The following is a 12,639-nucleotide window of genomic DNA, read 5'->3' as shown; positions in this document are numbered from 1 at the left end:
AAGCGAGACCTACCTGCATGACCACCCATACCATCTAAATGGCGCTGATCCCATCCCCCTCCCTTATAATCGCGTGATGTCGTGGGGTGACCTGCCCGGTTGGCGTGGCTCATGCCCCTGCTGACCTGTCCCCCAATGCCATCAAGCCTAGAATTCTGGACAGCGTCTACTACATGAATACTCTAAAACGCATTGCCTCCGCCTATTCCAATACCAGCCTGGTGCTCCGCATTTTCATCGGCCTGGTGCTGGGCATTCTGCTCGCCTATTTCTCGCCGGCCGCCGCGCTCAAGGTCGGCCTGCTTGGCGAACTGTTCATCCTCGCTCTGAAGGCGGTCGCGCCGGTACTCGTGCTGGTGCTGGTGATGTCCTCCCTGGCGGCCCACCAGAGTGGCCAGCCCACCCACATTCGCCCAGTGCTGATGATGTACCTGATCAGTACCTTCAGTGCCGCGGCCCTGGCGGTATGCGCCAGTTTCCTGTTTCCCACCACACTGTCGCTGGATATCAGCTCGGCTGAAGGCAATCCGCCGGGCAGCATCATCGACGTGCTGCACAACCTGTTGACCAGCATCTTCGTCGGCCCGGTGCAGGCGCTGAACACCTCCAACTACATCGCCATCCTGGCCTGGGCAATAGCACTTGGCTTATTCCTGCGGCATGCCGCGCCTACCACCCGAGTGTTTTTGGGCGACATGTCCGATGCCATCACACGGGTTGTGCGTTTTGTCATCGAGCAGGCGCCGATCGGTATCTTCGGCCTGGTTGCCAGTACCCTGGCGGCCTCCGGCTTCGAAGCGCTGTATGGTTACGCCCGCCTGTTGCTGGTGATGGTGGGCTGCATGCTGGTGGTCACGCTGGTGGTCAACCCGCTGCTCGCCTACATCAAGATGCGCCGCAATCCTTATCCGCTGCTGTTCACGGTGCTGCGCGAGAGCGCGGTGACCGCCTTCTTCACCCGCAGCTCGGCGGCCAACATTCCGGTCAACCTGCGTCTGTGCGAGAAGCTCAAGCTGGACAGGGACACCTACTCGATCACCATCCCACTGGGCGCGACCATCAACATGGCCGGCGCCGCGATCACCATTTCCGTGATGGCCCTGGCCACCACTCACACGCTGGGTATCAGCGTCGATCTGCCGACCGCGCTGCTGCTCTGCGTAGTGTCGTCTCTCGCTGCCGCGGGTGTGTCCGGCGTGGCCGGTGGTTCGTTGCTGCTGATCCCGATGGCGACGAGCCTGTTCGGGGTGGATACCGACATCGCCATGCAGGTCGTGGCCATCGGCTTCGTCATCGGTGTGGTGCAGGATTCCTTCGAGACCGCCCTGAACTCGCACACCGATGTGGTCTTCACCGCGGCGGTGTCCTACGCCGGTGAAGAGCGTGGTGCTGTCGAGCAGGCCACCCGCATCGATACTCAGGCGTCCCGTAGCTGAAAGCCTCTGCATGAGAAAAAACGCGCCTCAGCAGGCCGTGTGAAAACGTAGCGAGCGAAGGTCAGGCAAGGCAAAAACCGGCGAAAAAGCGCAGTTTACGAGTTGTAAATGAGCATTTTGAGCCGGTTTTTAACGCCGCATGACCGAGCGCAGTAGTTTTCACACAGCCTGTCAGGGCGCGTTTTTGTTGGGCGAAAGGCTGGCTTAACGACTACACATACTGCGCCGCCGCATACCCCGAAGCCCAGGCCCACTGGAAGTTGAAGCCGCCTAGATGGCCGGTGACATCGAGCGCCTCGCCGACGAAATACAGTCCCGGCGATTTCAGCGACTCCATGGTCTTGGACGACACCTCTTTGGTGTCGATGCCGCCGAGGGTGACTTCCGCGGTGCGATAGCCTTCGGTGCCGGCGGGCACCAGCTGCCAGTCTGCCAGACGCTCGGCTATGGCCTTGAGCTCGGCCGGGGTGTACTGCTTCATCGGTTTGGAGGCAAACCAGTGTTCGGCCAGCAGGCCGGCCATCTTCTTGGTGAACAGCTCGCCCAACAGGGTCTTCAGCTCGCTGTTGGGGCGCTCGCGTTGCTGTTCCTGCAACCATTGCGGCAGGTCGATATGTGGCAGCAAATCGATGCTGACGCTGTCGCCAGGTTGCCAGTAAGAGGAAATCTGCAGGATCGCCGGGCCGCTGAGGCCACGGTGGGTGAACAGGATGTTCTCGACGAAACTCTGGCCGTTGCAACTGACCCGGCAATCCTCTACCGAGGTGCCGGACAGCTCGCTGCACAACATTTTCAGCTGCGGATCGGTCAGCGTGAATGGCACCAGGCCCGCGCGGGTCGGCAACAGAGTGTGGCCGAACTGACGGGCGATCTGATAAGCGAAGCCAGTGGCGCCCAAGGTCGGAATCGACAGCCCACCGGTGGCGACCACCAGGGATTCACAGCTCACCGGGCCGAGGCTGGTGCTCAACCGGTAGCCATTTTCGCCGCGCTCGATGGTACTCACCGACGTGTCGAGGCGCAGGTCGACGCCGGCCTGCTCGCATTCGTCCAGCAACATGCCGAGGATGTCGCTGGACTTGTGGTCGCAGAACAACTGGCCGAGTTTCTTCTCGTGGTAGGGCACGCCGTGCTTGGTGACCAGGGCGATGAAATCCCACTGGGTGAAGCGCGCCAGGGCTGATTTGCAGAAGTGCGGGTTGTGCGAGAGGAAGTTACTCGGCTCGCAGTACATATTGGTGAAGTTGCAGCGCCCGCCGCCGGACATGAGGATCTTCTTGCCGGCTTTGTTGGCGTGGTCGAGCAGCAGCACGCTGCGGCCACGCGCAGCGGCGCTCATGGCGCACATCAGCCCGGCCGCGCCGGCACCGATGATGACAACCTGGGGTGAAAGCACGGCAATGTCCTCGCATACGCTAGGCGCCAGGCATCGCTGCGGGCTGACGCGAAACGGCGCAGTTTACCTGAAGGCGTGATTCAGCTGTCGGCAGCTGACGCTGCGATAGCGTCTGGGTAAGGATATCTGCCGACTCGGACTCGGGGCGCTGTTGTGGGCAATTACAGGCGGATGTCGAATGCCGACCGGGTTCAGTCGCCACCACGGTGCTTCGATGGCGGACTTTTTTACGAGCTGCACATTGCCTGAACGGGTCTAGCGATTATGCTCAATGAATGACGTGAAAATGGCCAGTTGCCACTATTTTGTCTGCCACCATCTCAGCCGCGCCGTCGGGTGTCGCACGTGGCGCGTTCACCCTTGGCTTTCGGGGCCCAAGACCATTGAAAAGCTGGCGAGCGTGGTTCCTGTCGCTATTCCTGCTGCCCTGGGCCGCGGCCGCTGAGCACCTGCATCTGGTCGCCGATACCTGGCCGCCGTTCACCGATCAGCGGTTACCTGGCAATGGCGTTGCGGTAGAACTGGTGACGACCGCCCTGGGCCGCGCCGGCTACACCAGCGATTACCGTGAGGTGCCCTGGGCGCGTGCCATCCTGGGGTTGCAGCGGGCTGACTACGATGTGCTGGTGAATGCCTGGTACAGCGACGAGCGTTCCGGGTTCGGCTACTTTTCCGAGCCATACCTGATCAATCGAATCCGTCTCGTGCAGCGCAAGGGCGATGCCATTGCCTTCACACAGCTCTCCGACCTGTATCCCTATCGGATCGCCGTGCTACGTGGTTACGCCTATTCCCAGGAATTCGGTGCCGACAACAATTTGCGCAAGGTCGCTGTCAGCAGTTTCGAGAGCGCCGCGCACATGGTGCAGCGTGGCCGGGTGAGCCTGGCGCTGGAAGATGAATACGTCGTGCGGTTTCAGTTCAACCACCAGCTCAAGGGCATGGCCGATCAACTGGAATTGCTGCCAACGCCCTTGAGCGAGAACGGCCTGCACATTCTCATCCGCCTCAGTCATGGCAAGCATGCCGAGATCGCCAAGCGCTTCGACGCCGCGATCGCAGCCATGCGCGCCGATGGCAGCTATGCCGCGATCATGGAGCGTCACGGCCTGTAGGAACGTGGCTGCTACTGCCAGAGCGTGCGTGCGCGACCCTGACGCTTGGCCTGATAGAGTCGCACGTCGGCCAGGTGCAGAAGGCTTTCCAGGTCATCCGGTGCGCCATGGTAGACACCTGCGCTGAATGACAGCGGCGGTGCGCCGATGGCGTACTTGAGCTGCCCGCACTGCTCACGCAGGCGATCGAGTGCCTGGCTCAACTGCTCGGCGTCCTGCTGGCTGACCATGGCGAACTCCTCGCCGCCCAGGCGGCCGAGCAGGGCATCGGGGAAGGCCGCACTCAGCGCCCGTGAGAACGCGATCAGGGCGGCGTCGCCACTGGCGTGGCCGTGCTCGTCGTTGATCTGCTTGAAGAAGTCCATGTCGAGCATCGCCACGCTCAGGTTGCGGCCACCGCGCTGGGCCTGCTGGAACTGTTGAATGCCCTGCTCGTAGAAGGCTCGGCGGTTATTCAATCCGGTCAGCGCGTCGAATTGCGCGGCCTGCTTCAGCGCGCGCATCAGGTCGCGGCGCTCCAGGGTCGAGATCACCCGGCAGTTCAGTTCTTCAGGGCAGAACGGCTTGCGCAGGAAGTCGTCGGCGCCGTGCTTGATGAACATGGCGCTGAGCGAGCCCTTGGCGTCGGCGGACAGGCCGAGGATGATCAGTTCGTTGCGTTTCATCTTCTGGCGCAGCAGCTTGACCAGTTCGAAGCCGCTGATGCCGGGCATGCTGTGGTCGACCACCAGCAGGTCGATATCCGGTTGTTCCTTGAGGATGCGCAGGGCTTCGTCGCCGTCGCAGGCATCGATGATCTGGTAGCGATGCGGCGCCAGCACATGACGAATGAAGTGGCGCGTGGCCTCGGAGTCCTCGGCAACCAGAATCTTCACCTGGCTGTTACTCTCCAGTCGGTGCAACAGGCGGAAGGCGTACTCGTAGGAGTGCTGGCTTTCCTTGAGTACATAATCGACCACGCCCTTGAGCAGCAGGTCGTCGCGGCGCTTTTCGTTGTACGAGCCGCTGAGCACGATGCACGGCAGGGCGTAGCGCATCACCAGGTCGACGCTTTCGCCATCCGGCGCGTCCGGCAGATGCAGATCGACGATGGCGGCGAAGAACAGCTCCGCCGAGGTTTCCAGCATCACCTCGGCTTCAGCCAGAGAGGCACAGAACACCGGTTGCAGATCCGTTTCCTGGCGGAACAGGTGTTCGAGGATTTTCAGTACCAGCGGGCTGTCTTCGATGACCAGAATATTGCGCACGGAACCCCCTGTGGCCGATCTGCGGTTGCCTTGAGTCTATAACGTGCGCACGCGTAACGAGCGGCCTTTGATCTTGCCTTCGCTAAGGTGCTTGAGCGCCTGTTTGGCGACGTTGCGCTCGACTGCGACATAGGCCTGGAAGTCGAAGATGGCGATCTTGCCGACCTGGCTGCCGGGGATACCCGCCTCGCCAGTGAGAGCGCCGAGGATGTCGCCAGGGCGCAGTTTGTCCTTGCGCCCTGCGCCGATGCACAGGGTGATCATCGGCGGTTGCAGCGGCTCACCGGCACGGGCTTTGAGACTGTTCAGCGGGTGCCAGGTCAGCGGGCTCTTCTGCAGGGCTTCGATGGCCTGGGCACGGTGCGCCTCGGGTGGCGCCACCAGGCTGACGGCGATGCCCTTCTCACCGGCGCGGCCGGTGCGGCCGACGCGGTGAATGTGGATCTCGGCATCACGCGCCAGCTCGACGTTGATCACCATGTCCAGGGCATCGATATCCAGACCGCGGGCTGCGACGTCGGTGGCCACCAGAACCGACAGGCTGCGGTTGGCGAACATCGCCAGCACCTGATCGCGGTCACGCTGCTCCAGGTCACCGTGCAGTGCCGAGGCCGAGATGCCCGCCGCGGTCAGATGATCGACCACTTCCTGGCACTGCTGCTTGGTGAAGCAGAAGGCTACGCTGGACTGCGGTCGGAAGCTGGCCAGTACATCGACCACGGCCTGCATGCGCTGCTCCGGCGAGATTTCGTAGAAGCGCTGCTCGATCTGGCTGTCGTCGTGCAATGCCTCGGCCTTGACCTGCTGCGGGTTGCGCATGAAGGTCGCGGACAACTGCTTGATACCGGCCGGGTAGGTGGCCGAGAACAGCAGCGTCTGGCGGCGCTCCGGAGTCTGCCCGATGATCTCGGCGATGCTGTCGTAGAAGCCCATGTCGAGCATGCGGTCGGCTTCGTCGAGCACCAGGGTATTCAGCCCGTCCAGCTTCAGCGTGCCCTTGGCCAGGTGCTGCTGTACCCGACCCGGCGTGCCGACGATGATCTGTGCGCCGTGCTCCAGGGAGCCGATCTGCGGGCCGAAGGGCACGCCACCGCAGAGAGTGAGAATCTTGATGTTGTCTTCGCCGCGCGCCAGGCGGCGCAGTTCCTTGGCGACCTGGTCGGCCAGCTCACGGGTCGGGCACAGCACCAGCGCCTGACAGCCGAAGTAACGCGGGTTGAGTGGCGCCAGCAGGCCGATGCCGAAGGCGGCGGTCTTGCCGCTGCCGGTCTTGGCCTGGGCAATCAGATCCATGCCCTTGAGCATGACCGGCAGGCTTTGCGCCTGGATCGGCGTCATCTGCGCGTAACCGAGGGACTCGAGGTTCGCCAGCATGGCGGGCGACAGGGCAAGCGAGGAAAAAGCGGTGGCGGTCACGGTACAGAGCCTAGGGGAACGTTTGAAGGCGGCTAGTGTAACAGGCGCCGTGCCAGGGCCTGTTGCCGTTTAAGCGCAAGCAGTGTCGCGCTCAAGCGGCGGCAGGCCCTCGTCCCTGTGCCTATCGCTACTCGTCGATGTCGACCTTGACCCGCCGGGCGCTGCGGCCGTCATCCGGGGACAACTGCAGGAAGATCCCCGCGGCCAGTATCGACAGTAGACCCACGCACAGGTAAGTGGCCTGGAAGGCACCCAGCACGCCATCTGCCGCGCCCCTGTCCAGGCTGAAGCCACCGAGCAGCGCGGCTGCAGCGGCGATGCCGAGGCTCATCGACAGTTGTACCACCACCGACAGCAGGCCGTTGCCGCTGCTGGCTTCGCTATCGCGCAGGTCGATCAGGGTCACGGTGTTCATGGCGGTGAACTGCAGTGAATTGACGGCGCCGATCAGGCCCAGTTGAATGACCAATTGCACGTGGGAGGTCTGACCGTCGACCAGGGCCATGCTGGCGATCAGCAGGCCGAGCAGCACGGTATTGCTGGTGAGGATACGTCGGTAACCGAGGCGGTCGATCAGCGGCTTGGCCAGGGGCTTCATCGCCATGGCGGCCAGGGCCAGGGGAATCATGCTCATGCCGGCCTGGGCTGGCGAGTAGCCCATACCCAGTTGCAGTAACAGTGGCGTGAGAAACGGCAGGGCACCGCTGCCCAGGCGGGCGAAGATGTTGCCGAGAATGCCCACGGCGAAGCTGCGGGTATGGAACAGGCTGGGCGGGAACAGGGCGTTGGCTGTACGCCCGGCGCGCAGCCAGTAGGCTGCGAGGCAGGCCAGGCCGCCGAGCAGCAGGAGCATCACCCGCACATGGGGCAGATGCAGTTCGCCGAGGCCTTCCAGCGACAGGGTGATCAGCAGCATGGCGGCGCCGAACAGCAGGAAACCGACCAGATCGAAACGGGTGCGCTCGGGGCCGCGCAAGTCCGGCATGAAGCGAAACGCGGCCCAGCAACCGAGGGCGCCGACCGGCAGGTTGAGCAGGAAGATCCAGTGCCAACTGGTGTACTCCACCAGCCAGCCGCCCAGCGTCGGGCCGATCAGTGGGCCGAGCAGACCGGGCAGGGTGATGAAGCTCATGATCCGCACCAGCTCGCTACGCGGATAGGCGCGCAACACCACCAGGCGGCCCACCGGCATCATCAGCGCACCGCCGAGGCCCTGGATGATGCGTGCGATCACCAGCATGTTCAGCGACTGCGAGACGGCGCACAGCAGCGAGCCGAGGCTGAACAGCAGGATGGCGCCAAAGAAGATATGCCGCGTGCCGAAGCGGTCGGCCAGCCAGCCGGAGGCGGGAATCAACAGTGCCACGGTGAGCATGTAGGCGATGACCACCGATTGCATGCGCAGCGGGTCTTCGGAAAGATCCGCGGCCATGCTCGGCAGGGCGGTGTTGAGAATGGTGCCATCCAGCGTCTGCATGAAGAATGCGATGGCGACAATCCAGGGCAGCAGGCGGGCAGTGCGGGCGTCGAGCAGGGTCATGGTGATCGGCGGTCGGCAAGTGGTAGCGCAGTTTGACCGATGATGGGCGGGAATGTCTCAGCGATTGCAGCGGCCGCTTCGAGTCCCCGGGGAGCTCGAAGCGGCGCTGGCCTCAGGATGCAGAGCGCATCGCTTCGGCCGTACGTTGCGACGTGCCGCGTACTGGCGCGCCAGCGGCCTTGTAGTACGGCGCGGTGCTGCGTGGCAGGGCCTCGTGGCCGCGAATGCGGTCGGCGATCTTCTCGGCGATCATGATGGTGGTGGCATTGAGGTTGCCGGTGATGATTTCCGGCATGATCGATGCGTCCACGACCCGCAGGCCCTGCAGGCCGTGCACACGGCCCTGGCCATCGACTACCGCCATGTCGTCTTCGCCCATCTTGCACGAGCAGGAGGGGTGGAAGGCGGTTTCCGCGTGTTCGCGGATGAAGGTGTCCAGCTCGTCGTCAGTCTGCACATGAGCACCGGGGCTCAGTTCGCGGCCGCGGTACGGATCCAGGGCCGGCTGGTTCATGATCTCGCGGGTCAGGCGGATACCGTCGCGAAATTCCTGCCAGTCCTGTTCATGGGACATGTAGTTGAACAGGATACTCGGGTGCTGGCGCGGATCCTTGGACTTCAGCTGCACGCGCCCGCGGCTCGGCGAACGCATGGAGCCGACGTGGGCCTGGAAGCCGTGTTCGTTCACCGCGTTGCTGCCGTTGTAGTTGATCGCCACCGGCAGGAAGTGGAACTGCAGGTTCGGCCACTCGAACCCCGCACGGGAGCGGATGAAACCGCCCGCCTCGAACTGGTTGCTGGCGCCGATGCCGTCGCCTTTGAGCAGCCATTTGGCGCCGATGCCTGGCTGGTTGAGCAGCTTCAGAGCCGGGTACAGCGACACGGGCTGGGTGCAGGCGTATTGCAGATACATTTCCAGGTGATCCTGCAGGTTGGCGCCGACACCGGGCAGATCGTGCAGTACTTCGATGTCCAGGTCGCGCAGCAGCTCGCCCGGGCCGACGCCGGAGCGCTGCAGGATCTGCGGCGAGGCGATGGCGCCAGCGCACAGCAGCACTTCACGGCGCGCGCTGGCGGTAGTGGCCTCGTTGGAGTTGCCGACCAGGTAGCTGACGCCGCTGGCGCGCTTGCCGTCGAACAGAATGCGGTCGGTGGTGGCGTGGGTGACGATGGTCAGGTTCGGGCGCTCGCGTGCCTGATCCAGATAACCACGCGCCGTGCTGGCGCGGCGACCTTCCGGGGTCACCGTGCGATCCATCGGGCCGAAGCCTTCCTGCTGATAGCCGTTGAGGTCGTCGGTACGTGGATAACCGGCCTGCACGCCTGCCTCGACCATGGCGTGGAACAACGGGTTGTTACCGGCCTTGGGTGTGGTCACGCTGACCGGGCCGTCTCCGCCGTGGTAGTCGTTGGGGCCGATATCGCGGGTTTCCGCCTTGCGGAAATACGGCAGGCAGTCCAGGTAGCCCCAGTCTTCGAGGCCGGGCTGCTTGGCCCAGTTGTCGAAATCCATGGCGTTGCCGCGGATGTAGCACATGCCGTTGATCAGCGACGAGCCGCCCAGGCCCTTGCCGCGCCCGCATTCCATGCGGCGGTTGTTCATGTACGGTTCGGGGTCGGTCTCGTAGGCCCAGTTGTAGCGCCGGCCCTGCAGTGGGAAAGCCAGGGCGGCGGGCATCTGGGTACGGAAGTCGAGGCGATAGTCGGGGCCGCCGGCTTCCAGCAGCAGTACGCTGACGTCGGCGTCCTCGGTCAGACGGGTTGCCAGCACGTTACCGGCCGAGCCGGCGCCAATGATGATGTAATCGTATTCCATAAAGCAGCACCCTCTGGGTGAAAGCGGCAAGCTTCAAGCGGCAAGAAAAAGCCGAAGGCGCTTTCTCTTCTACTTGCAGCTTGTGGCTTGTAGCTGTTTTCGTCAGAACACCGAGGCGTAATCGCCCAGCTCGACCTGCACGGACTTGATGCGGGTGTAGTGAGCCAGGGTGGTCAGGCCGTTCTCGCGGCCGACACCGGATTGTTTGTAGCCGCCCACTGGCATCTCGGCGGGGGATTCGCCCCAGGTGTTGATCCAGCAGATGCCCGCTTCCAGCTTGTGGATAACCCGGTGCGCACGGGTCAGGTCGCGGGTGACGATGCCGGCGGCCAGGCCGTAATCGGTGTCGTTGGCGCGGCGGATGACTTCTTCCTCGCTGTCGTAGACGAGGATGCTCATCACCGGGCCGAAGATCTCCTCGCGCACGATGGTCATGTCGTCACGACAGTCGGTGAACACGGTCGGTGCCACGTAGGCGCCGTTGGCGTAGTCGCCATCCGTCACGCGTTCGCCGCCGACCAGCAGGCGCGCGCCTTGCTGGCGACCCTTCTCGATGTAGCCGAGGACGCTTTCCATATGGGCGAAACTGACCAGCGGGCCGAAGTTGGTCTGCTCGTCCTGCGGGCTGCCCAGACGAATGCGTTTGACCCGCTCGAGCACCTTGCTTTCGAAGCGCGCCTGCAGGGCACGAGGCACGAAGACCCGGGTGCCGTTGGTGCACACCTGGCCGGAGCTGTAGAAGTTGGCCATCACCGCGATGTCGGCGGCGCGTTCCAGGTCGGCATCTTCGAAGATGATCAACGGCGACTTGCCGCCCAGTTCCATGGTCACTTCCTTGAGCGACGAACTGGAGGCGCTGGCCATGACCTTCTTGCCGGTGACGGTGCCGCCGGTAAAGGAAATCTTCTCGATCCGCGGATGCTCGGTGAGCCACTGACCGACTTCGCTGCCGCTGCCGGTGAGCACGTTGAACACGCCATCCGGCAGGCCGGCTTCGCTGTAGATTTCGGCCAGCTTGAGGGTGGTCAGCGAGGTGACTTCGCTGGGCTTGAAGATCATCGCGTTGCCGGCAGCCAGGGCCGGAGCGGATTTCCACAGGGCGATCTGAATCGGATAGTTCCAGGCGCCAATACCGGCGACCACGCCCAGTGGCTCGCGACGTGTATAGACGAAGCTGGTGTCGCGCAGCGGAATCTGCTCGCCCTCGATGGCTGGGATCAGGCCGGCGTAATACTCGAGCACGTCGGCACCGGTGACGATGTCGACGAAGCGGGTTTCGCTCAGCGGTTTGCCGGTGTCCAGGGTTTCCAGCTCGGCCAGCTCATCGTTGCGCTCACGCAAGATGTCCACGGCGCGACGCAGGATGCGCGAGCGCTGCATGGCGGTCATCGCGGCCCAGACTTTCTGGCCCTGCTCGGCGCTGACAACGGCACGCTCGACATCTTCCTGGCTGGCGCGCTGAACGTTGGCCAGCACCTCGCCATTGGCCGGATTGATGCTCTGGAAAGTCGCGCTGCTGCTGGAGTCGACATAGCTGCCACCTATATAGAGCTTCTGGTCTTCGAATCGGGCCATGGGGCGTGCTCCTGATCGGGCCAGGACGCTGCACGCGCCCTGGCGGATGGATCGGCGTGATCGAGATGAAAAGACATGTCAGCCGATTTGGTTAAAAAACAGCCTACTTTATTTTTATTGATCGATCAATCAATAAAGATTCCAGGCGCGACGAGCATCGAGCCGAATACGACATGTGGATCAGCTTTGAACTGAGTTTGGAGGGATGCTGCCGTGTAGGAGCCGCGGGGGTGCCTAGCCTTGCGGGCTGCAATCGCAATGGTGGATGAAAAGAGCGTCAGCTACGCGCCCCGATCCACCCTACGGGGTGAGCGTCCGCTTCCGCTGGCTTAGCGGACGGTCGTAGGATGGGTGCAACCCATCAGAAATCGACGGGTTGCACCTGCGCGGCCCGCCCCATCCTACTTAATAAGAGGGGGCTTGCAGGCGATCGATGCCGATCATTGCGCGAGGATGCAGCGAGTAAATCAGCCGGCCTTGGCCAGTTGCAGGTCGAGGTAGTCGTAGGCGATCTGCGCCGCCTGGCGGGTATCGAAATTCTCCCCGGACAGCGCGCCGCGCAGCCACAGGCCATCGATAAGGGCAGCCATGCCGCGGGCGGCGGCGCGGGCCTGGGGTTGCGGCAGCACGCGGCGGAACTGGCCGCATAGATTGGAATACAGGCGCTGGTCGTTGACCCGCTGCAGGCGCCGCAGAGAGGGCTGATGCATGCTGCTGGCCCAGAACGCCAGCCAGGTTTTCATCGCGGGGCCGCTGACCTGGGTCTCGTCGAAGTTGCCGTCGATGATCGCCCGCAAGCGAGCCTGCGGGGTGTCTTCGCGCAGCAAGCGGTAGCGCGCATGCACGGCTTCGCTCAGCGCCTGCATGAGGTGGCGCATGGTCGCTTCGAGCAGGCCGTTCTTGTCCTGGAAGTAATGGCTGATGATGCCGTTCGACACGCCGGCGAGGCGCGCGATGTAGGCGATGCTGGCATCGCTCATGCCAACCTGGTCGACGGCTTCGAGGGTCGCCGCAATCAGTTGCGAGCGGCGGATCGGCTGCATTCCGACCTTGGGCATCGTGTTCTCCGGTGGGGACTGTCGCCGCAGTCTAACAGAG

General features: G+C 63.4%; 9 protein-coding genes. 2 read left to right on the top strand and 7 right to left on the bottom strand.

Features of this window, described 5'->3' with window-relative positions; translation table 11 throughout:
• Positions 1–173 precede the first annotated feature (173 nt).
• A complete protein-coding gene (gene sstT / locus DNK06_RS00710) occupies positions 174–1,436 on the top strand; it encodes a serine/threonine transporter SstT (protein WP_131178130.1) in 1,263 nt (420 codons plus the stop codon).
• Between the two features lie 211 nt (positions 1,437–1,647).
• On the opposite strand, the gene DNK06_RS00705 is transcribed toward sstT, so the two are convergent.
• On the bottom strand, positions 1,648–2,832 hold the full coding sequence (locus tag DNK06_RS00705) for a BaiN/RdsA family NAD(P)/FAD-dependent oxidoreductase (protein WP_131178129.1): 1,185 nt from the start codon (positions 2,830–2,832) through the stop codon (positions 1,648–1,650).
• A gap of 383 nt (positions 2,833–3,215) precedes the next feature.
• On the opposite strand from DNK06_RS00705, the gene DNK06_RS00700 reads away from it, so the two are divergent.
• Positions 3,216–3,947 carry a substrate-binding periplasmic protein gene (locus DNK06_RS00700; RefSeq protein ID WP_131178128.1) on the top strand — a complete coding sequence of 244 codons (732 nt, stop codon included), beginning with the start codon at positions 3,216–3,218 and terminating at the stop codon, positions 3,945–3,947.
• 11 nt (positions 3,948–3,958) lie between these two features.
• Here DNK06_RS00700 and DNK06_RS00695 read toward each other — a convergent pair whose 3' ends face one another.
• The 6 genes from DNK06_RS00695 to betI form a co-directional block, all read right to left on the bottom strand.
• Positions 3,959–5,194 carry a diguanylate cyclase domain-containing protein gene (locus DNK06_RS00695; RefSeq protein ID WP_131178127.1) on the bottom strand — a complete coding sequence of 412 codons (1,236 nt, stop codon included), beginning with the start codon at positions 5,192–5,194 and terminating at the stop codon, positions 3,959–3,961.
• A gap of 36 nt (positions 5,195–5,230) precedes the next feature.
• Positions 5,231–6,610 (bottom strand): ATP-dependent RNA helicase DbpA, encoded by a 1,380-nt coding sequence (gene dbpA, locus DNK06_RS00690; protein ID WP_131178126.1) that lies wholly within the window; start codon positions 6,608–6,610, stop codon positions 5,231–5,233.
• A 127-nt stretch (positions 6,611–6,737) separates the two neighbouring features.
• Positions 6,738–8,150, bottom strand: a complete 1,413-nt coding sequence (gene mdtD, locus DNK06_RS00685; RefSeq protein WP_131178125.1) for a multidrug transporter subunit MdtD — start codon at positions 8,148–8,150, stop codon at positions 6,738–6,740.
• Positions 8,151–8,262: 112 nt separating this feature from the next.
• Positions 8,263–9,966 (bottom strand): choline dehydrogenase, encoded by a 1,704-nt coding sequence (betA, locus tag DNK06_RS00680; protein ID WP_131178124.1) that lies wholly within the window; start codon positions 9,964–9,966, stop codon positions 8,263–8,265.
• A gap of 102 nt (positions 9,967–10,068) precedes the next feature.
• Complete coding sequence (gene betB / locus DNK06_RS00675; protein ID WP_131178123.1) at positions 10,069–11,541, bottom strand: betaine-aldehyde dehydrogenase; 1,473 nt, start codon at positions 11,539–11,541, stop codon at positions 10,069–10,071.
• Between the two features lie 467 nt (positions 11,542–12,008).
• Positions 12,009–12,599 (bottom strand): transcriptional regulator BetI, encoded by a 591-nt coding sequence (gene betI / locus DNK06_RS00670; protein WP_131178122.1) that lies wholly within the window; start codon positions 12,597–12,599, stop codon positions 12,009–12,011.
• Positions 12,600–12,639 lie beyond the last annotated feature (40 nt).

Origin of the sequence: Phytopseudomonas daroniae (genome assembly GCF_004327285.1) — a bacterium.
Taxonomy (GTDB): domain Bacteria; phylum Pseudomonadota; class Gammaproteobacteria; order Pseudomonadales; family Pseudomonadaceae; genus Aquipseudomonas; species Aquipseudomonas daroniae.
This window is presented reverse-complemented; position numbering and strand designations above follow the sequence as displayed.

Coding starts and splice junctions, on each gene's coding strand:
- sstT (WP_131178130.1), top strand. CDS start 174: ATGAATACTCTAAAACGCATTGCCTCCGCCTATTCCAATACCAGCCTG.
- mdtD (WP_131178125.1), bottom strand. CDS start 8,150: ATGACCCTGCTCGACGCCCGCACTGCCCGCCTGCTGCCCTGGATTGTC.
- betA (WP_131178124.1), bottom strand. CDS start 9,966: ATGGAATACGATTACATCATCATTGGCGCCGGCTCGGCCGGTAACGTG.
- betB (WP_131178123.1), bottom strand. CDS start 11,541: ATGGCCCGATTCGAAGACCAGAAGCTCTATATAGGTGGCAGCTATGTC.
- betI (WP_131178122.1), bottom strand. CDS start 12,599: ATGCCCAAGGTCGGAATGCAGCCGATCCGCCGCTCGCAACTGATTGCG.